This window comes from Vibrio sp. 2CM40D, from assembly GCF_023161825.1.
Taxonomy (GTDB): Bacteria; Pseudomonadota; Gammaproteobacteria; order Enterobacterales; family Vibrionaceae; genus Vibrio; species Vibrio alginolyticus.
In genome coordinates, this window is sequence record NZ_JALNTL010000004.1 from 464,233 (window position 1) to 481,697 (window position 17,465).

The 17,465-nt window shown below is 40.9% G+C and carries 24 protein-coding genes; 19 read left to right on the forward strand and 5 right to left on the reverse strand.

Going from position 1 to position 17,465, the window contains the following annotated elements; translation table 11 throughout:
* Nucleotides 1-181 precede the first annotated feature (181 nt).
* A complete protein-coding gene (locus MTF70_RS11765) occupies nucleotides 182-346 on the forward strand; it encodes a hypothetical protein (RefSeq protein WP_165439064.1) in 165 nt (54 codons plus the stop codon).
* Between the two features lie 225 nt (nucleotides 347-571).
* Here the strand turns inward: MTF70_RS11765 and MTF70_RS11770 are convergent, their stop codons facing one another.
* From MTF70_RS11770 to MTF70_RS24440, 3 genes are all read right to left on the reverse strand, one after another.
* On the reverse strand, nucleotides 572-781 hold the full coding sequence (locus MTF70_RS11770; RefSeq protein WP_054702452.1) for a hypothetical protein: 210 nt from the start codon (nucleotides 779-781) through the stop codon (nucleotides 572-574).
* Between the two features lie 193 nt (nucleotides 782-974).
* A complete protein-coding gene (locus tag MTF70_RS11775; RefSeq protein WP_054702449.1) occupies nucleotides 975-1,544 on the reverse strand; it encodes a hypothetical protein in 570 nt (189 codons plus the stop codon).
* Complete coding sequence (locus tag MTF70_RS24440) at nucleotides 1,544-2,239, reverse strand: AHH domain-containing protein (protein ID WP_054729459.1); 696 nt, start codon at nucleotides 2,237-2,239, stop codon at nucleotides 1,544-1,546. The genes MTF70_RS11775 and MTF70_RS24440 overlap by 1 nt, the downstream gene beginning before the upstream one ends.
* Before the next feature lie 294 nt (nucleotides 2,240-2,533).
* Between MTF70_RS24440 and MTF70_RS11785 the strand changes: the two genes are divergently transcribed.
* Complete coding sequence (locus MTF70_RS11785) at nucleotides 2,534-2,866, forward strand: YegP family protein (protein WP_054702441.1); 333 nt, start codon at nucleotides 2,534-2,536, stop codon at nucleotides 2,864-2,866.
* 94 nt (nucleotides 2,867-2,960) lie between these two features.
* On the opposite strand, the gene MTF70_RS11790 is transcribed toward MTF70_RS11785, so the two are convergent.
* Nucleotides 2,961-3,203 carry a hypothetical protein gene (locus MTF70_RS11790; RefSeq protein ID WP_139832016.1) on the reverse strand — a complete coding sequence of 81 codons (243 nt, stop codon included), beginning with the start codon at nucleotides 3,201-3,203 and terminating at the stop codon, nucleotides 2,961-2,963.
* A 21-nt stretch (nucleotides 3,204-3,224) separates the two neighbouring features.
* Complete coding sequence (locus MTF70_RS11795; protein ID WP_054866079.1) at nucleotides 3,225-3,599, reverse strand: hypothetical protein; 375 nt, start codon at nucleotides 3,597-3,599, stop codon at nucleotides 3,225-3,227.
* Between the two features lie 440 nt (nucleotides 3,600-4,039).
* On the opposite strand from MTF70_RS11795, the gene MTF70_RS11800 reads away from it, so the two are divergent.
* From MTF70_RS11800 to MTF70_RS11880, 17 genes are all read left to right on the forward strand, one after another.
* On the forward strand, nucleotides 4,040-5,728 hold the full coding sequence (locus MTF70_RS11800; RefSeq protein ID WP_149191845.1) for an SgrR family transcriptional regulator: 1,689 nt from the start codon (nucleotides 4,040-4,042) through the stop codon (nucleotides 5,726-5,728).
* Between the two features lie 30 nt (nucleotides 5,729-5,758).
* Nucleotides 5,759-6,232 carry a GNAT family N-acetyltransferase gene (locus tag MTF70_RS11805; RefSeq protein WP_054702432.1) on the forward strand — a complete coding sequence of 158 codons (474 nt, stop codon included), beginning with the start codon at nucleotides 5,759-5,761 and terminating at the stop codon, nucleotides 6,230-6,232.
* Between the two features lie 582 nt (nucleotides 6,233-6,814).
* The gene (locus tag MTF70_RS11810) at nucleotides 6,815-7,567 is read left to right on the forward strand and encodes a peptidoglycan-binding protein (RefSeq protein WP_205460924.1); all 753 of its coding nucleotides are present in this window, start codon (nucleotides 6,815-6,817) and stop codon (nucleotides 7,565-7,567) included.
* Complete coding sequence (locus tag MTF70_RS11815; RefSeq protein WP_205460925.1) at nucleotides 7,564-7,734, forward strand: hypothetical protein; 171 nt, start codon at nucleotides 7,564-7,566, stop codon at nucleotides 7,732-7,734. The genes MTF70_RS11810 and MTF70_RS11815 overlap by 4 nt, the downstream gene beginning before the upstream one ends.
* Nucleotides 7,735-8,193: 459 nt before the next feature.
* Nucleotides 8,194-8,682, forward strand: a complete 489-nt coding sequence (locus tag MTF70_RS11820; RefSeq protein ID WP_021453976.1) for a hypothetical protein — start codon at nucleotides 8,194-8,196, stop codon at nucleotides 8,680-8,682.
* Complete coding sequence (locus MTF70_RS11825; RefSeq protein WP_170893837.1) at nucleotides 8,660-10,099, forward strand: phage terminase large subunit; 1,440 nt, start codon at nucleotides 8,660-8,662, stop codon at nucleotides 10,097-10,099. The genes MTF70_RS11820 and MTF70_RS11825 overlap by 23 nt, the downstream gene beginning before the upstream one ends.
* Complete coding sequence (locus MTF70_RS11830) at nucleotides 10,099-11,166, forward strand: hypothetical protein (RefSeq protein WP_170893836.1); 1,068 nt, start codon at nucleotides 10,099-10,101, stop codon at nucleotides 11,164-11,166. Before MTF70_RS11825 ends, MTF70_RS11830 begins: the two co-directional genes overlap by 1 nt.
* Before the next feature lie 12 nt (nucleotides 11,167-11,178).
* A complete protein-coding gene (locus MTF70_RS11835) occupies nucleotides 11,179-11,673 on the forward strand; it encodes a hypothetical protein (protein ID WP_139832015.1) in 495 nt (164 codons plus the stop codon).
* On the forward strand, nucleotides 11,670-12,572 hold the full coding sequence (locus tag MTF70_RS11840) for a hypothetical protein (protein WP_170893835.1): 903 nt from the start codon (nucleotides 11,670-11,672) through the stop codon (nucleotides 12,570-12,572). Before MTF70_RS11835 ends, MTF70_RS11840 begins: the two co-directional genes overlap by 4 nt.
* Nucleotides 12,573-12,633: 61 nt before the next feature.
* Nucleotides 12,634-13,296, forward strand: a complete 663-nt coding sequence (locus MTF70_RS11845) for a hypothetical protein (RefSeq protein WP_054702409.1) — start codon at nucleotides 12,634-12,636, stop codon at nucleotides 13,294-13,296.
* Between the two features lie 111 nt (nucleotides 13,297-13,407).
* Nucleotides 13,408-14,334, forward strand: coding sequence for a hypothetical protein (locus MTF70_RS11850; protein WP_021454014.1), 927 nt, complete (start codon nucleotides 13,408-13,410; stop codon nucleotides 14,332-14,334).
* A 48-nt stretch (nucleotides 14,335-14,382) separates the two neighbouring features.
* The gene (locus MTF70_RS11855; protein ID WP_139832014.1) at nucleotides 14,383-14,682 is read left to right on the forward strand and encodes a hypothetical protein; all 300 of its coding nucleotides are present in this window, start codon (nucleotides 14,383-14,385) and stop codon (nucleotides 14,680-14,682) included.
* Nucleotides 14,682-15,218 carry a hypothetical protein gene (locus tag MTF70_RS11860; RefSeq protein WP_054702401.1) on the forward strand — a complete coding sequence of 179 codons (537 nt, stop codon included), beginning with the start codon at nucleotides 14,682-14,684 and terminating at the stop codon, nucleotides 15,216-15,218. The genes MTF70_RS11855 and MTF70_RS11860 overlap by 1 nt, the downstream gene beginning before the upstream one ends.
* Nucleotides 15,211-15,621, forward strand: coding sequence for a hypothetical protein (locus MTF70_RS11865; protein WP_085569531.1), 411 nt, complete (start codon nucleotides 15,211-15,213; stop codon nucleotides 15,619-15,621). Before MTF70_RS11860 ends, MTF70_RS11865 begins: the two co-directional genes overlap by 8 nt.
* A complete protein-coding gene (locus MTF70_RS11870; RefSeq protein ID WP_170893834.1) occupies nucleotides 15,614-16,645 on the forward strand; it encodes a hypothetical protein in 1,032 nt (343 codons plus the stop codon). Before MTF70_RS11865 ends, MTF70_RS11870 begins: the two co-directional genes overlap by 8 nt.
* Nucleotides 16,645-17,082, forward strand: a complete 438-nt coding sequence (locus MTF70_RS11875) for a hypothetical protein (RefSeq protein WP_005495347.1) — start codon at nucleotides 16,645-16,647, stop codon at nucleotides 17,080-17,082. The genes MTF70_RS11870 and MTF70_RS11875 overlap by 1 nt, the downstream gene beginning before the upstream one ends.
* On the forward strand, nucleotides 17,082-17,444 hold the full coding sequence (locus MTF70_RS11880; RefSeq protein ID WP_031819766.1) for a hypothetical protein: 363 nt from the start codon (nucleotides 17,082-17,084) through the stop codon (nucleotides 17,442-17,444). Before MTF70_RS11875 ends, MTF70_RS11880 begins: the two co-directional genes overlap by 1 nt.
* Nucleotides 17,445-17,465 lie beyond the last annotated feature (21 nt).

Below are 17,465 nucleotides of genomic sequence, written 5' to 3' on the forward strand. Positions count from 1 at the left end.
TGAAATTCCACAATTAATTGAGGTAATCTTATCTTAATTAATTTTAAGTTTAGCTAATTTAGATAAACGTATAACACGCTTGTGTCCATTTTGTGCTGACTTGTGTAGTATCATTGTCTATTTCATAGCCAACATGGATGTGGTGTGAAATTAAGTTGACCATTAAAAAATAGGATTATATGTGAGCAAGTTACTTAAACCGACACAAAAGCAGAAACAACTTGATCTTAATCCGAAAGGAAAAGGGATTAAGCGGATACCAGAAGAGTTAAAGAGAAAGGATGTCCGCAAACGAATAGAAGAGATTGAGGAACAAAAGAAGTGGGATAAGGAATGGGGATTGTGAGCTCAAGAAACCTCTCTGAACTTATCAATACGACACTCCTCATACATTCTGAAAAACTGAGTAACTTGGACAGAGACATGCTTGCAGGTTTACTCGATCAACTCAACCGTGAACAGGCTTTGACAGACAAACAAATTAAACTGTGTCAAAGGTTAATACGAAAAACTAATCAAGCCTGTGTATTTATTGATGACACTCCAAACGAACCATGATTGCTAAGTAATATCACTCTTCGTTGTTATCAATCCAGCCCTCATCAAGCGTTAATCGACTCAGCACTTTGCCCATTAAATCTTTGATTTCAATTTGCTTGATGTCTTTTGGCGCATGATGCTCAGCAGAACGCTTGGCATTCGTTAGACTTTTCATGAAGATAGCCTCACTATCTATTACGCCGCATTTTTCATTGAAGTAAGTGATCTGATAGGTCGGCATAGTATTATTCCTTTTTTTTGGGAGGCTTGAAGACGTGATGTGTTCAATATAGCACTTTCATGCTCTAGCGTTCTATCTGGCTTAGCCTTATGCGCTAAAACTGATGAAGCAAGCCACGACATAAAAGTGCTACAAAAACTACAGTTGAACGGAGAAGAACCATTGTGTTCCAAAACGAACGATAGTTCTACATCTAAAACACGCTCAGCAGTTCTTCTTCAAATCGAAGTCCACGCAACTCGTGGTGGTCACATAAGCGTTTAAAAGATTCAGTAGCATACAGTCTTTGGCAACCTTCAAGTCGTGATTTAAACAGGTATCGCGTCTCGATGTCAGATTCTTCAAAATAAAGTGTTTCGTAACCATCTTCGATTCCATCAAGATACTTCTTCACGCAAACAGATTCGTCTTCTTGGCCAAAAGAGAGGCAGTTAAAGATATAAACTTGTTCTTCACCGACAGTTACCAATAGAAACTCACCTTCATTTTCCAAGCTTGGCTTTAATATTTCGTAAGAATGGTGGGATAGTACAAGGTAAGTCATTGACCATAACGACACATCAGGGATGTCAGTGTTAGTTCCTAAAACGTCATCGAATGAAGCGGATACATTTTTCCAGATATCTACCAATGACGTGTTTTGGGAGCGTTGACGGTGTATCGTCATTAGATGTTGTTTACCTATGGCTCCGAAGAGTTCCGTTGGGCCTAATTGCAAAGCCTTGTAATCATGCGGCATCTCTTTCAATTGGTAGACGTTCATTATTCACCATTCCAATTCGGGTTTTTGTTAGAAATCATACCTTCGGGGTAAGTAGAAGTTTTCAATTTAATTTTGATATTACGAAGACGATTAAGGAATACATCTTTTTTAAGAGAGTCATTACTCAAATGTGTCACTATCCATGTCTCATAGTTATAACGATGAATTTTCTTATGTGCTTCAGCATCTGGAGAGCTCCAATGTCCTTTGTCTTTTACATTTCGAGGCAACCAAACACCATTGGATGGGTCGTTGATTCCAAGACCAAACGTATGAAGGTTGAGTCTTGCCAGCATCATTTCCATTTTTCTAAACTGCCCAGCCCCCATAATAATATGATGAGGATCATGTCGTTTGGTTGGCTTGATTTCACCGATACTGGTTAGGTTTCTAGCCAAAACACGGGTTGGGTGGTGAGGTTCATCCATTAAATCGTCTGGCGAAGTAGCTGCGCTTCGCTCTTGATATTCTGTAAGTTGTTTTTGTAATGATACCTGTGCGCTTAAGCTACGTCTCAAAGTTTTGAGGTGTTTCAAATCTTCTTGAGATGCTTTTAAAGATTTAGGGTCGCTCTCATCCAAACTTTGATTATAAAGTTTAATAGCTGAAACCTCATATCGGTGTACAGCTAGTTCAAGTGCCGTCGGATTTTTGGGACGTAGTGGTACAGAAAGTGGTTTGCCTCTAGGTTGCACAACATAATCTCCATTTACGATAGTGCGCTTACCATATGCACAACTAAATTATGCATCAATGCGAATTTACCGATATTTAAATTACCTCTCAAAATTACCTTTGTTTGTTTATAACTCTATTGATGAGAGCTAGTTAGTTCTGTGTTAAGTGAGCCAAATAAAGGATGAATGAGACAGATGCCTGCTTATTGACAAACTTAATTGAAAAGTTTGAAAAAGGGATTACATTTTATATGACTGTATATGAGTATTAATTTTTTAATCGTAATTCTATCAATAGTTTGTGAGGGTTCTATGTCAGGAAAATTTGAAATTTATAAAGATAGCGCGGGTGAGTTTCGTTTTCGTTTAAAAGCAGCTAATGGACAGAACATTTTGGCTAGTGAAGGTTATACAGCAAAAGCAAACTGTGAAAACGGGATTGATTCAGTAAAAACCAACTCTCCTTACGACTCTCAATATGAAAGGAAAGAGACCTCTGCTGGTAAATACATGTTTAACCTAAAGGCAATGAATCACCAAGTGATAGGGACAAGCCAATCTTATGAAAGCTCTGCATCTAGAGATAAAGGCATTGAGTCGGTAAAAACCAACGCGCCTAATGCTCCAATCGAAGATCTAACATAATAGCGCTAGACAACCTTATCGGTGGTTAATAGCAACCACCATAAGGTTAGAATGAATGCTAATGAAAAGAGTGACGTATGTTATCTAAGGTTCGTCATCTTACATTGTATTTTTTAAGAGATTCAGATAACTGCTTGTCTAATAAGTTTCTTTCTTTCCTCTCTTTTTCTTTTTCGTTTTCTTGAATATGTTTCGATACTCTATTTACACAGTTTTCATGGCTGTTTTCTCCTGTTAGTGAGGAATCACTACGTAATTCGCAGGCAAGACCTGCACATCCAGACATTAGGGAGAATGAAGTTATTATAAAAATGTTTGAACTTCTTATTTTGTACATGTTACATTCCAAAGTTAAAGGTTAATTGAATAGAATTACATAGTTTCCATAACTTCCTTTAATAGAGCTTTTTCCATCCTCATCTTTAAGGTTCATTATTTTCATTGATTTTATGATATTTTGCTCTTTATACCGAATAGTAACTGGACATAAAACATTACTTTTTACAAACCATTTTAAGTAGACTTTATCGTCAGTGAATGAAACCTCACCTTTTAGATAGTTACAACCAAGATAACCATTTACTTTATTGTTATTTATTCTAATCCAAACATCTTTTAATTGAGTGGCCTTGTTATTTAAAACAACTCCTTCAAAACTCTTGGATGGAGAAGCCAAACAGAACGAAGAGAATGGTATGATTACTAGGTACAAGAATAGGCTTTTTTTAATCATAAAACGGCTTTAAGTTTCTTTAAAGTGAGTGTAAGACAGCAAAGGAAACTCTAAGTTCAAAATATAATCTTATCATAGTATTAGGTCTATTACTTTTTTGTTAAAATTATCCTTTTATTCACTTCGGATTTATATGATATTATATGTTTTCTTTCTTGATTTAAATTGAATTGTGAAGCTAGGAACAAGACAAGTAAAACTACAAGTAATTTGCTCATGATAATATTATTAAAATAATAGACGTAATAAAAAATACAATCCATCGATTTGCTTTTTTATTATTCTTCACTGTAGGATGTGGAGATTGAGATAAGTTGTTGTCTTTTATTAAATCCTTTGCATTTAGTGTGTGATATGTATAGCTTAATGGACACATGTTATAACCTCTATTACTATTTTTAATATTCATTATCCTCTGTTTTCTGGGAAAAAAAACTGTCATGAAAAAAGAAAAAAGTTCACCTTTTGTGTCAACGGTTAGCTTGAAAACATTTGAGAAATTATGTTCGATATACACGATCTGCTATGAACATAAAGTCGACACTTCTAGTTTATCTGTTCAGTTAGAGTGTTCGATTAGAAATGTTCCAAAAATAATGAAAAAAATGTCCGAAAAAGGATGGTTGCACTGGGTCTCGGGCAAAGGAAGAGGAAACAAGTCTGTACTAAAAATTCTAACGGGTTTTGAGGGGGCACTAGATGAAACCTTAAAGCATCTCTGCACTAAAGGTCGGCTATCTGATGCTGCAGATCTAGCCAGTAGGTTTGACTACCTTGATACTTTCTATGGAAATTTAGCTCATTATCTTATTGATAATAGTGAAAGCTCTAAGAACACTTTGCTTTCACTTGTTCCATACACTTTGCCCGAGTTGCACCCTCTAAAGGTACAGTATGCGAGGTCAAAGCTGTACATAGAATCTATGTTCGATACGCTATTGAAGTATGATCAGTCTTCAGGGCAAATTCGTCCTCATTTAGCACACCATTACGAATATCGTGGTAACGAGTTATGGCTGCGTATTAGACCTGACATCTATTTTCATAATGGTGAGCGACTTACACCCACGCACATAGAGGTTTGCATCAAAAACAGGATTGAAGCGAACGACATCTTAAGCTTGCTATATCGCCATATTAAAGATGTAACGTCGAATAGTAATTGGGTGATCTTACATATGTCTCATTTAGACCCAACAATACTGCACCTTTTGGCCGAACTTAGTTCATCTATTTATTTGGAAAGAAGAGATGATAGTTCCCCTCCGTATGGAACTGGTCCATTCAAGTTAGAGAGTTTTAGCTCGACAAACTGGACACTAGCAAGCAATACACATTATTTTTCTGAAAGGCCGATTATCAGCCGAGCAGAGTTTTGGAGCATAGATGCCCATAAAGTACCTGAAGATAAATTTATCGTACATAACGGTACGTTTAACAAAGATATCGATAAAGGAGTTGTTTTCCCTCTAAATAGTGGCTGCGAGTCATTAGAGTTCAACTGTTTTGAAAATGGATTAACTTTGGAAGAGCGAGCGTGGATTATGCAGAATGTGAGAGTATTTTGCGAACAAACTGCTTCAGATCTTTTTCCCGTGGCCAACTCTGTAACTAGTTATCATCAAGATAAAGTTTTCAATCTTCCACCTGTAGAATGTAAGCTACCACAGCGCTCTGTTCGGTTTGTCTCACCAAAAGAAAAAGAAGTAAAAAGAATTGCTCTTATTCAATATCTTAAAAAGCAGGGTTTAAATATTAAAGAAGTGTCTTTGGCTGATAGGAATGTAGGGGAGTTTGATGTCGATATTACTGGTTATGTTCCTCAGGATGACCTCTTTTTCTCTTACTACAAGTGGTTGTTATGTAGTGAAACCATAGAGTATTCGGTTCCCGAAAATATAAAAACAAGATTAGTTTCATTCATTGATACATTACTATTGAAATGTTGTGACAGAAACGACCTTTTAGCGCAACTATACCGTTGTGAAGATTGGCTTATTCAGAACTGCATTTCTATGCCACTTTGGCGCGAACATAATAGTTATCAAATTAGTGATAATGTCAAAGGTACCTATCCTGATAATGCAGGAGGAATACCTTTAACAAGAGTTTGGATTTCAAATAGTTAAATTCTAGGTATAAATTCTTTAGGTGAAAGTATGGATAAAATTAGTTTCTTGAAAGTGAATAGTAATATTGTCGACCAAGTAATCGATCTCAAAGTCGGAGAGTCTCAAAGTCATCTTATCGCTAGTAATGCAGAGTGGATTGCACAAGCAAGCTTTAATGAAGATAGCGTTAGTTACGGAATATATATCAATGATAAAGCCGCTGGCTTAATTTCACTAATCGACCCTAGAGTCCTTGAAGAATTCAATGAGCACTTTCAAAAAGATCATTTATATGTGTGGCGTTTAATGATTGACCATCGCTTTCAAGGTTATGGACTAGGAAAGAAAGCAGTAAATTTCAGTAAACAATACGCGTCACTCATAGGGTTACAAGGTGTATCTCTAACCACTATGGATAAAGAGGAAGGTAATGCTCTCTCTTTGTATCAACGTCTGGGTTTTATACCAACGGGAAGAAGGCTTGACGATGAGATAGAGCTGATTTTCAGTTCTGATAGGTAAGCTGTTTAAGTTGCATAAAGAGGTATTCGTTACGAATTTTTTGGTCTATTGTGACAGCATGAGACTTCGCAACTCACTGTTCTAAGCTATCTAACCTCCTTTTTCACCACAGTTTAGGTTTTTTCTTATAACTGACAAGCGTACACATCCACACAGTTAACCTTTAATTTATTGTGGTTAATTTTTGGAGGCGAAGGTGAATATTTGGGCTTTAATGCTGCTCGTCGTAGTGGCGTGTATTTGTTGCAGTATCGCTGAGTCAAAGGGGTGGGTTGGGTTTACTCATCTTCTACTCTCTCTAGTTCTCCTGTTTATTGCGGTATTTATTATTTTACTTTATACCGGAGACCCTCCAAACAAAGTTTATGGTAAGGGACTGAGCAGAGTAAAGACGCAAGAAGAAGTTAAAAATTGTGTTCTATAAGGATGCAAACGTATCACGGTTTTGGAACGTACTGTAAAGGCTACTCAGAAATGGGTGGCCTTTTTCTTTGGATTCGGGAAAAAGGAAATACCATGCTCAATTTCTTGTCTCAACAAGGGATATCGACACGTATAAACGCCGTTTTGTTTCGAGGGGAAATGACAAAAGCACAATCATTAGGATGTGAGCGATACATGCTTACCTATATTTTGCTGCGTTCTAAACGTATGCACATCCCTCTGAGCTACTTAGCTTACTCATTAGCAACGGTCTATCACGAAACAGCATATAACATGCAGCCTGTCGAGGAAGACGGTAAAGGTGTGGGTCATGAATATGGGGTCTTGGATCCTGTAACTGGGCAAGCCTATTACGGTCGTGGCGATGTTCAGGTGACATGGAAATATAACTATGAACGTCTCAGCAAATTGTTATTTAACACTGACACGTTAGAGCAGGGTGTTGATCTAGTAAACAACCCCGATTTACTCCTAACTCCAATCTACTCTGCGCAAGCTACATTACTTGGTATGGCTACTGGCTTGTTTACTGGCAAAAAATACTCTGATTATTTAGACCAAGAAACTCCCGATTATACAAATGCTCGCCGCATCATAAATGGAGTAGACAGATCGGAAACTATCGCTGGATACGCGCACGACTTTGAGCGCGCATTAAAACTTGGGTTTGGAGCGTCACTGGATAGAAGTACTCTAAGAAATGGTTCCCGTGGTACTGATGTGCGAGAGCTACAGCTAAACCTCGGCTTAAATTCTGATGGAGTATTCGGTAATGGGACCGAAGCGAGTGTCAAAAAGTTTCAGCAAAAATACGGCCTTTCCAGTGACGGAATTGTCGGTAAAGACACATGGAAGAAAATTGAATCTGTATTTTATTGGGGTGAAGCATGAGAACTTTAGCAGTGACGGTGCTTGTACTACTCATTAATGGTTGCACATCGGTAGCCTATGTCGAGAACGGGGCAGTAAGTGGCTCGCAGTGCAAGAACACGGTAAAAATTGACGATAGTGGTTTGCGAGCTGTCAGTATGTGCTCGGGAGACAGTGAAGAGAAATGAGAGCGTTATTAATGTTAAGTGTTTTGTTAGCTGGTGGGTGTACTAGTTACCACGTAGAACAAAACAGTCGTAATGGAATGGCTTCATGTGGAGAGAAAGGGTCATCTGGAAACATCATTCTAAAGAAAGAGTGTAAAATCGAAGTTGATCCAAAAGCAGGGAAATAGCGATTTTTGAAGAGTACTTGTGCGTATTCAATAACTCCCCAAAAGCTTATAGAAAGTAGTATCTAGTTGTTTATTTCTATGCGCTTTTAGTTCAAAACGAATATCAAGCCCAAACGAAAAGCATCAAAAGTGCACTTTTCGGAAATCACGATTTGAGAAAAAGCCGTTTTGCTACTCCCACATCATGGGAGCGGCTGCGGCTTTTTTTAATTTTTATTTTTCTCATTTTTCACAAGAAAGAGCAAAAGCGCATTTAACGAAAATAAAGATTTTCTAAATTTGGAGATTTTCAGTGTCCAGACAGACGAAACGAACGAGGGCACGAGACAAGCGATTTTTTGAAGCATTAGAACAGGGAGCGACTATAGGCGAGGCTGCTAAAAACGCTGGTTACAATCGTCGCTCTATTTATCACTATTCTGAAAACGACCCTACGTTCGCTCAGCAGTTAGAAGACGCAAAAGCAGACTTAATTGAGAAGCTTGAAAAGGAAGCCGACCGAAGAGCCATTGATGGTGTCGTTGACTACAAATCACTAAAGGTTACTCAGGACGGAAAGACCATTAGCAAGATAGTCCCTATTCGCCGTTATTCAGATTCGCTGCTTCAATTTCGCCTTCGAAGACTGGACCCGAAAAATTATCGAGAGAATTACAAGGAAGATGATTTGCCAGATGATTTCGACGATTTAGAACTTGAGGATATTACTCAGGACTTGGGGAGTGCGCTAAAAGCCTTTTTAGAAGTAGAGACTAACGATGAGTCAACAGATAACTCCTGAAGAAGTTGTAGAGATGTTGGCCAAGGTCGATGTGGACGGTCTGATAGGAAAGCTAGAAAGACGAAATAACAAAAAAGAGGCATTACACCTGCGGAGAATGATAAAGGCGTTTTCTAAGAAAATGCTTTTAAAGACTAAAGAGAAATTTAGCATTCCTCCTATTTACCGAAAGATATTCGGAGATGAAGCTGCTAAGTACATCGTTTTAAAAGGTGGACGCGGTTCTGGTAAAACCTTCGCAATTATCTGTTACATGCTTGAACTATCGTTTGAGGAAAAATACCGCGATTCGCTTTTTTTGGTTTTACGTGAAATCCAAACTTCTATTGAAGATTCCGTTCACTCCGTCGTTAGTGACTTAATCAAACAGGCTGGTCTTGAACAATATTTCAAAATTACCCATAGCAAAATCATCAACAAACTAACGAATGTTGAATTTGCATTTACTGGCTTGCGCTCCACTGGCGGCAAAACATCATTTAGCCAAGTAAACAAAATCAAAGGTAAGCATAAAGTGCGCATGGTCTTCATGGACGAAGCGCAGGATGCCTCGCAAGACTCTCTTGATGTGCTTTTCCCTACAGTAAACCGTTCAGGCAATGTTTCGTTTACGTCGAAATATGAGCGCCTGTTGAGATTGGCATTTGGTGCGGAAGAGGTTGACTTAACAGAAGCTCGTTTCTTCTTCGCAATGAACCCTAACTTTGCAGAAGACCCGGTAATCTCGAAAGTGCGATCATTTGGTGATCGCGCGGTCATTAAGCACATCAACATTTTCGATTTACCTAAACGCTACCAAGACACCCAATTACTTGAACAAGCAGAAAGGGAGAGAGGCGAGGTTACTTGGCCACACGTTTGGCTTGGTGAGCCTTCACCGAAAATTTCCGGCTACCCATTCGCAGAAACGCCGGTGGTTACAGCTGAGGAAGATGAAGAGCTGTTGCCGTGTGTTGCCTTTTTGGACCCTTCCTACAAAGGCGGCGACTTTACGGCTCTATCCTTCGTTTCCCAGACTCGCGGATACGTATTCGCGTGGGGATATTGCTTTCCTCATTCTTGGAACTCAGCGATTGACCAAATTGCCGAAAAAATCAATTCGTTTCCGGTTGTCGAGTTTTATTACGAGGACAACGGAGTCGGGACAGCACCTCAGGATTATTTCTCCGTTCGTGGCATTGATGCCATACCACGTACAACGCTAGGTAATAAGCACGACAGGATATTTCGTGTCGGAGCGTTTTTGAACTTAATGCGTTTGCGCCTTGTTGAAAACTGGTCAAATCAAGAATGGCTCACCCAACACAAGAAATTTAATAAAGACGCTGAGCATGATGATGCACCGGACGCTACAACAAACTGCGCCGTAAGAAGCGGTATTGTTTCAGACAAGATCAAAATAAGAGGTAGACACTAATGGGCATATTTGACGAGCCAGAAGATAAAGCTGGTGGTTCTGAGTCGCCTCCTGACAAAAAACAGGATTTTGAAAAATATTACCAGTTCCTTCGCGCCAAAGACCCACGATTGCTCCCGGTTATTACTGAATTTGACCCGTTCTCATTGGCAAGAGAGCGATATATTGAAATAGCTATTCGAGAGCTCTATTCGCGCATTATGTATGTGACGTTAGAAATTGTCGCAATACCAGATGAGATAGGAAGCTCGGATTTTTCAAAAACGATTTACGATTCTCACTCACCAAAACTACAGCGTGGTTTGATGTATTACGTCATTGAGGCTATGTCGGAGGAGAGCAAGGTTGTGCTTCGTAAGCGGCCAATCCACGGTCGTGAGCACGCTTTCTATTTCGAAGAGCGCACGTATACCGTTTTCTCTAAAAAAGTAAATAAGCTCGATTTTGTGGAGTTGGATTTTGAAGAATTCCATCGGACAGAATTGTTAGAGGCCTATTTCGGAATGGTGTTTGATGCCATCGTTGGTGCAGCAAAGCTAATACGTGTTGGTGGGGCTGTACTTCTGAAGGTTAGTGATTTGAGTGAGCTCATTTCAGACAAAGAGGTGCTAACGGCTGTCGAAACGCAAATCAATAAAATCAACGATGCGCTCAAGAAAAGCAGTGTGGCGTACATTGATGCTCAATCGGCTTTAGAAATGCCAAAGGTCGATGTTAAGCCCGTCAAGGAGCAGCTTGAGTACGCTTACTCTCTAATCTGTAACGCAACAGGCCGTCCAATGTCATTTATTAACGGTCAGTTGGTCGGCTCCCTTAATTCAACGGGTGATGGTGACCGCAAGCAAAACCGCTTGGCTTCAGTACGTGATTTTAACGAGGTACTAAGGGGCGTATTTGAATCGGTCTTTGGTGCCGATTTTATGATTAAGCCCGACATTGAACAATTGCCAGAAATATCCAATTTCTTAAATTCAATTGAAATGAGCTCGCTTTTCACTGACGACGAAAAGCGAAAAATGGTTGAAACCGTTCTACCCATTGCCGAGCTAGGAATTAGCAAAAATTAGTAAGGGGACAGCATGTATCTGTATCCCTACACAATGGCTGAAAACCTACTCGATTGGTTTGGGATCAATTTTGAGCGTATTTACAATGAGCATGGAGGAATGCAGCGTGAACAGCTAAAACTCATCAATAAATATTCAATTCTCATGGACGCCAAGTCCAATGCCTACATGACGATCAAAAGGCTGGAAAAATCCAAAAACAAATCAAACTTGGATTTTGCAGCAAACATCAAAAACACAATGACTGGCACGCTCAGCAGCGAGATTGTTCAAACCCTCTCAAGCTCAGAACACGCCGACGAAATCACCATTGAGTGGCAACCATCTTCAGCAGAAGAGGAACGCGCCACGCACGCTCTGCACTACGGTAAACGTATGACCATTAAACAGGCTGAACAATTAGGGCTTGGGGTTGAGTACAACTGTCAGTGCGGAATGAAGATTACATCTGGGCAATCTCACGCTCAGCAAATTGTTAATAAAATCAATCGAGGTAAAGCAGCATGAATTTACATCAATTACTTGCACTACTATTGGCCGGCGGTAATCAAAACCAATTTAGCAACGAAACACAAAACCCACTAATCGCGCTTTTGAGTGGTAATCAACAACAGGATCCAACGCAGCAATTAATTGCGTTTTTAAGTGGTGCTACTGGTCAGCAGCAAAATGCGATTAATCCGAAACTGTTACAGCTCTTGAGTGGTGGTCAGCAACCAAATGACTCGAATGCGCAATTATTGCAGTTATTGGCTGGTGGTAAGCCACAACAACCTAAAGATGATGCATCAGAGTTGCTTTTGCAATTATTGACCGGAGGTCAACAGCAGCAGCCTAATGCTACGCCTGATGTCGATAAACTGCTTGAACTGTTGGGTGGCAAGCCAACGGCTGGAAATGAAGATGATGACATTCTTGCAAAACTTCAGCAACGCCTAGAAAAGCAGAATGAAGAAGAGAACACAGAGGCGGACTTAACTGACGCTATTAAGTTCAACCTTGAATTCGACAAGTTCATGGAAGACAACTCTGAAATGTTTCCTGATTGGTTTGATATTAAGGAAGTCAAAGAAGATGTTGAAAAATGGGCTAAGACACCGGCTGAACGCGCTCAGGGTCTTGCGGCTGCCACGGTTCGCGCCTTTTTCAAAAATGAAAAAATGCTCGATTTGTTAGAAGAGCGTGACCGCAATACGGTTAAAGAAAAAATCATCAAAGACGGCATTAAGTCTCACGAAATTGATCGCAAGCTTGCATGGCCTTTGATTGAACGATCAATGTTTAACAAAGGCAAGCTGGAAGAAGGTGGTCGTGAAGTCTCTGTCACAAAAGATAGTGAGGCCATGAAGGACTACGGCTCTATTTTCGAAATGGGCCAACAGGCAAACAACGCCGAACCTGCGTAACCGAAAGCTCAATTCGTACATTTAAATCAAAATAATCAATTCTAGAAATAAGGAGAGCATCATGGCTCGTGAAATTCCTTTAGGTGCCACTCGTTACTCTGGTAATAGTGACGTCGTTTCCCCTTGTGCGTTTGAAGGTGATTTGGTCGCTGGCGTTGCGGTTTCCTCTGTAGCTGTTAGTGGTGAACAACCTAAAGTAGCTTTGTTTAATGGCTCTGCATTTGCTGGGTTCGCAGTCCACGACCTTTGTAACATCCGTAAGGTAACGGGTGTTGTTGAGCAAGGTAAGGGCATTCCTGTTCGTGTAAAAGATGGTATGACGCTAGCGGCTGGTAATGGCTTTGCCGTTGATAATACCACTGGTGAAGTGGTGTCGATTGGCACCGCTGACTCGACTGTCATCATGGGTAAAATTGACGAACTAGACATTAACGGTTTGGATGAAAATTGCGAAATCGTTGAGGGCTGCGTTTTAGTGACACTTTATGGTGGATCTGCTCCTGTGGGATCTGATGGCGCAGCTGGCGTAACGAGTGTAAATGGCAAAACGGGTGACGTAACATTAGTACCTGCTGATATTGGTGGTGTGGAAGAAGCGCCTGAGGATGGCTCGCCTTACGAACGTCAAGACGCGGGCTGGGTTGCAGCTTCTGCTCCAGCCGGTGCGCCAACGTCAGAAAGTGCGGATTCTAAAACCGTCTCTCGCTCTACAGCGAAAAAATAACTGACGCCAAACTCACACTATGCAGAGTGAGAGCAACATTAATTTGATACCAAAAGGGCTTAGCCAGGATGACCGGCAAGCCCTTTTTTGATACCAGAAGGAAATCAAGATATGGCAACTAACGTTGTATGTAAATCAAAGGTCGAGCGTCGCTACAATGCAAAAATCATGGGTAGCAACAAGCGCACATACGTACCTTACACCGCCAATCTCGCAGGCACTGATGAAGATTACTCAGATGGTAAATTACAACAGGCAACAGTAATTCATATTAACTATGATGTGACTGGTAAGTTCCCAGACGATAAGTTTGCTGAGGCGTTAACGCCGTCAACAACTGAGCTGGCTCAAGCGCATGCAAAAGAGGTTGAGTTCTCTTACCATCGTCAACCTACTCACATTGAATTTCGCTTGTCTAGCATGCAGAACGTCAATGACGTAAACATCAATGCGGGTCTTTTAAACCGCCTATTGATGCAATACGACTATGAGCACTTCCATGGCAAACACGGTAACAGTGGCATGATGCAAAATAAAAATGCCATTGAGTATGATGAAACAGTAGTAACCGTATCGGATATTTCTGGCGTACTAACGGTGATTAACGCCATTTACGAAGAGCAAGCCAAAGCTCTTGGCCTAGGCGAAGCCGATCACGTAAACATGACTTTAAGTTACACATCAGATATTGCAGCAATTATGCGCAAGCCGATCACGTCGTCTGGTGGTGACGTGGTAACGGGCAAGTCTGCGGTACAACGAGCTTATGAGAACGTGAAAATGTTAGAGGTTCCATCCATTCTAGGGACTAGCTCTCATATTTCATTGACTTACCGACCTGCAGTAAATAACCACCATGGTTCAGTACCCGGTATTTACTCAAAAGAATCTGGCGATCACGGTTTGGTTCAAAAAAGTTTATTTACTTATGAAAGTGCAGCTAACGAGCTTGAGGCTAAAGGTTCTTACGTTTACCAGCTCACTGAAACTGCAGCGTCTCGTGCTTTGAAAGAGCGTGCGAAAGAAGCAAATAAATAATCGGTCAAAGTAGGGGCTCATTGTTGAGTCCCTTTTCTTTTGGAGAGAATGATGATTTCCGAAGATTCACAAATTCTCATCGACACAATACTTCGAAACTGCGGATCAGAAGCAATGCTTCAGGATGAGATTGATTTTGCCAACGCTATCAATGCAAATCCAGAAGGTGAATGTGAGTGCTATCAGTTTTCACAAAAGGTGCTAATTGAACGAGTTTCTCAAGATAGTAATAAACGTTTCACTCTGGTTCGCTTAAAGGCGCTGGCAGAGGCTAACGGGTGCTCTCTTTCTGATAAACAGCCTGTTGTGAAACCTGCCCGAATTCCAATCATTGGCGGAGGGTTTTAATGTTCACGTTGGACATTGAACTGGATTTCACCAATTTAGAAAAAGAGGTGAAAGACTTTAATTCCCACCATATTCGAATTGGCGTTTTAGACAAAAGCAAAACGGCAAGAATGGCTGACCACGAAAAACCACTTAAATCGTTTCAAGGAAAGCAAGCGTCTCGGGTTAAGACTGGTACCCAAGGTAAGACCAACCTAAAAATGACCAAACTTGCCGAATACATGGACACCCGTTACGGGGTTTTCTCAAAAGCGGAAAGTCATTTTCAAAACCAAGATGTTATCCGAGTCACCAACGAACTGATAAGGCTATTCAATGCTGGCTCAGTAAGCCCTGAAATGATTCGTCGTATTGAGAGCGCGGCCCGCGCTTTAGTGCGCAACCCGATAATGCGAAAAGACTATGGCAGCAACGCTCGAACAACGATTAAGGGCGGGACCGGTTACAACGGATACAACCTTCAAGGTAAAGGTTTTGACTGGCCTATGGTCGATACAGGCTCATTCTTTAACTCGATAAAGGCTCAGTATGTTTAGAAAAGCTCTACATGATGAGATCCGCAATATTTTCGGTCTGAAGGCGGTTGATTGGGCTGGGGCGTTACATGACGGTGCTGACATTGTTTATGTCGAATACCTAAGTGTGCGTGAGCAGTACTTCTCTGAATCACACATTCGCTTTTTTGGGATCATTCGATTGTCGCTCGCTGATATGGGGCGAGATAAGCCTGTTTTTGGCGTCCTAGGTAGCAAGTTTGATCGCTATAAAAAGCGAAGTGGCAGTAAAACCTCACTGGCTTCAGTAAACATGGAAGCCTCATCCGATTGGCTCTCTGTTGGCGTCCTTTCAGTGGTTAAAGAATTTCACTTTGCGTGCGAAATCGAGTTCGACAAAACACGCGAAAAAATCAAACATTTTAAGTGGATAGACTATGAGTAATACACTTGTTTTCGATTATGCGGTGAGCATCAGCGAAGCTCAATCCGCTACAGGGGCCGACTACAGTTTTTTGTATAAATGCCTAGTTATGGTTACTGGTAGTTACACGCCACCAGCGGAAGATGGCGAGGAAGCCCCAGTAAAAACCAGTACAAAACCGGCCAAGGCAACACGCGATATTATTGACCCTGCGTTGTACAAAGTAGTGCCAATTTATGATCCGACGCTTATTGCCAATTACACGGCAAATACAGAAGTTCAATACTTGATGACTGGTGGCTTAGAGAAATTCTATTTGCTAATTCTTGCAGATGAAGTTGATCCAGAAAGCACAGATGCAATCGACTTTGATCCGACCGATTACTTTACGCTTTGCTTTTCTAAAGAGATTGATATTGCCACGGCGCAAACTATCGACTTTACGGATTTTGACGGCGTGAGAGCATACGCCACCAGCGACGAAGCATTGGCTGAACAAATCGCGATGAAAGATACCGTCTTTCTTGATGATGCGGGTTCATACACTGGATGCTATGAAGCGTTTGGTCGATTACTGTCACAAGCTTACTGGCGAAATTGCCAATACTACGTGCTTGATTCATCCAATTCTGCGTCAGTAGTGTTTACTGTAGGCAAAGCCGACGATTTGTTTAACAAGCGTATTTCTTTCTTCTTGAATGGCTCTGATGGGCCGACTTTAGGCTTCTTTGGTAATGGTGGTTCCGCAATTACTAAAGGCTATATCGACCGTCAAGCGCAGCTAAAAACGCAAGAGGCGATCACCTCTTACATTCAAACCAACGAACCTAACAATACAGCCGTTCAGCGAGTAAACATTGAAGAGGCCGCGTCCGAAGTTATCGAGACTTACGAAGGCTTCCCATATTTCTACTTAGATCCTGATGCAAATAACTACATTTCCATCGTCAAATCTGATGAGCAATATGTGGTTGGTGGTAAAGCAGAAGTGAAAGACGCTGAACCTATTTGGCGTGCAAGAATTGAAGTAACGGAGGCTCAATAATGGCTGGCAGCAATTTTCGAATTGGGGAAATGGAAACTACCGTTGTTTATGACGGTGAGGAATACAGCTATATCTCGGTGATTGAGCTTGGACGAAACAACCAAAAGGTAGTGCAGATGTTTTGCGATCCTAATGGTTATGGTGACGGTGAAATTGTCGGTACCGGATTAACTCAGCCTATCGAGCTATCAGTAAAGCTTCGAAACGTATCTCAACAGCATTTGGAGCTTTACGTAAAATTGTTCTTAGGCGAAGAGCGTTTTCAGTTCACATCGTACAACAAGAAAAACGGACGAACTCTTGTTTCCAAGCAATGTATTTTGAAAAACGATCCTCGCAATGGCACGGCTAATGAATCTGAATCTACGTTAGACGTTGAATTGACTATTCAAGTCGCGCCTAAAAACTTCAAAGATGAATTTAAAGCGGTGGCGTAATGATAGCTAAATTTAAAGGGTCAAAAGCATGGAATGCTTATATGGCTTATTTAGGGTTCATTCTTCACCTTCCACGCGCTAGAACCATGCGCATTCAAGGGCTTGTCGATCACGACCAAGCAAAACAGTATTTCACTTCGCTGGATGCGGAAAACAAGAAAACGGTCATCATGGATTTAATGGAATTTCAGCGAATTGACTATTACGACATGATGGCGCTGGTGGCTGTCCATGAAAATAAACATGGTATGTCAATCGACGCTTCTAGCATTGACAACTACGAGTTGCCAGAACTTGCAGAAATGGTGTTGGAAACTTTGGTTAAGTGCTCGACGCTAAAAGACGCAGGGCTTTTTTTCTAAGCCCTACCGAACTTGAGGAAC

Bases quoted from the DNA above. Each gene is read 5' to 3' on its own strand.
- MTF70_RS11770 (WP_054702452.1), bottom strand. From the start codon at position 781: ATGCCGACCTATCAGATCACTTACTTCAATGAAAAATGCGGCGTAATA.
- MTF70_RS11775 (WP_054702449.1), bottom strand. From the start codon at position 1,544: ATGAACGTCTACCAATTGAAAGAGATGCCGCATGATTACAAGGCTTTG.
- MTF70_RS11785 (WP_054702441.1), top strand. From the start codon at position 2,534: ATGTCAGGAAAATTTGAAATTTATAAAGATAGCGCGGGTGAGTTTCGT.
- MTF70_RS11790 (WP_139832016.1), bottom strand. From the start codon at position 3,203: ATGTACAAAATAAGAAGTTCAAACATTTTTATAATAACTTCATTCTCC.
- MTF70_RS11795 (WP_054866079.1), bottom strand. From the start codon at position 3,599: ATGATTAAAAAAAGCCTATTCTTGTACCTAGTAATCATACCATTCTCT.
- MTF70_RS11800 (WP_149191845.1), top strand. From the start codon at position 4,040: ATGAAAAAAGAAAAAAGTTCACCTTTTGTGTCAACGGTTAGCTTGAAA.
- MTF70_RS11805 (WP_054702432.1), top strand. From the start codon at position 5,759: ATGGATAAAATTAGTTTCTTGAAAGTGAATAGTAATATTGTCGACCAA.
- MTF70_RS11810 (WP_205460924.1), top strand. From the start codon at position 6,815: ATGACAAAAGCACAATCATTAGGATGTGAGCGATACATGCTTACCTAT.
- MTF70_RS11815 (WP_205460925.1), top strand. From the start codon at position 7,564: ATGAGAACTTTAGCAGTGACGGTGCTTGTACTACTCATTAATGGTTGC.
- MTF70_RS11825 (WP_170893837.1), top strand. From the start codon at position 8,660: ATGAGTCAACAGATAACTCCTGAAGAAGTTGTAGAGATGTTGGCCAAG.
- MTF70_RS11830 (WP_170893836.1), top strand. From the start codon at position 10,099: ATGGGCATATTTGACGAGCCAGAAGATAAAGCTGGTGGTTCTGAGTCG.
- MTF70_RS11835 (WP_139832015.1), top strand. From the start codon at position 11,179: ATGTATCTGTATCCCTACACAATGGCTGAAAACCTACTCGATTGGTTT.
- MTF70_RS11840 (WP_170893835.1), top strand. From the start codon at position 11,670: ATGAATTTACATCAATTACTTGCACTACTATTGGCCGGCGGTAATCAA.
- MTF70_RS11845 (WP_054702409.1), top strand. From the start codon at position 12,634: ATGGCTCGTGAAATTCCTTTAGGTGCCACTCGTTACTCTGGTAATAGT.
- MTF70_RS11850 (WP_021454014.1), top strand. From the start codon at position 13,408: ATGGCAACTAACGTTGTATGTAAATCAAAGGTCGAGCGTCGCTACAAT.
- MTF70_RS11855 (WP_139832014.1), top strand. From the start codon at position 14,383: ATGATGATTTCCGAAGATTCACAAATTCTCATCGACACAATACTTCGA.
- MTF70_RS11860 (WP_054702401.1), top strand. From the start codon at position 14,682: ATGTTCACGTTGGACATTGAACTGGATTTCACCAATTTAGAAAAAGAG.
- MTF70_RS11865 (WP_085569531.1), top strand. From the start codon at position 15,211: ATGTTTAGAAAAGCTCTACATGATGAGATCCGCAATATTTTCGGTCTG.
- MTF70_RS11870 (WP_170893834.1), top strand. From the start codon at position 15,614: ATGAGTAATACACTTGTTTTCGATTATGCGGTGAGCATCAGCGAAGCT.
- MTF70_RS11875 (WP_005495347.1), top strand. From the start codon at position 16,645: ATGGCTGGCAGCAATTTTCGAATTGGGGAAATGGAAACTACCGTTGTT.
- MTF70_RS11880 (WP_031819766.1), top strand. From the start codon at position 17,082: ATGATAGCTAAATTTAAAGGGTCAAAAGCATGGAATGCTTATATGGCT.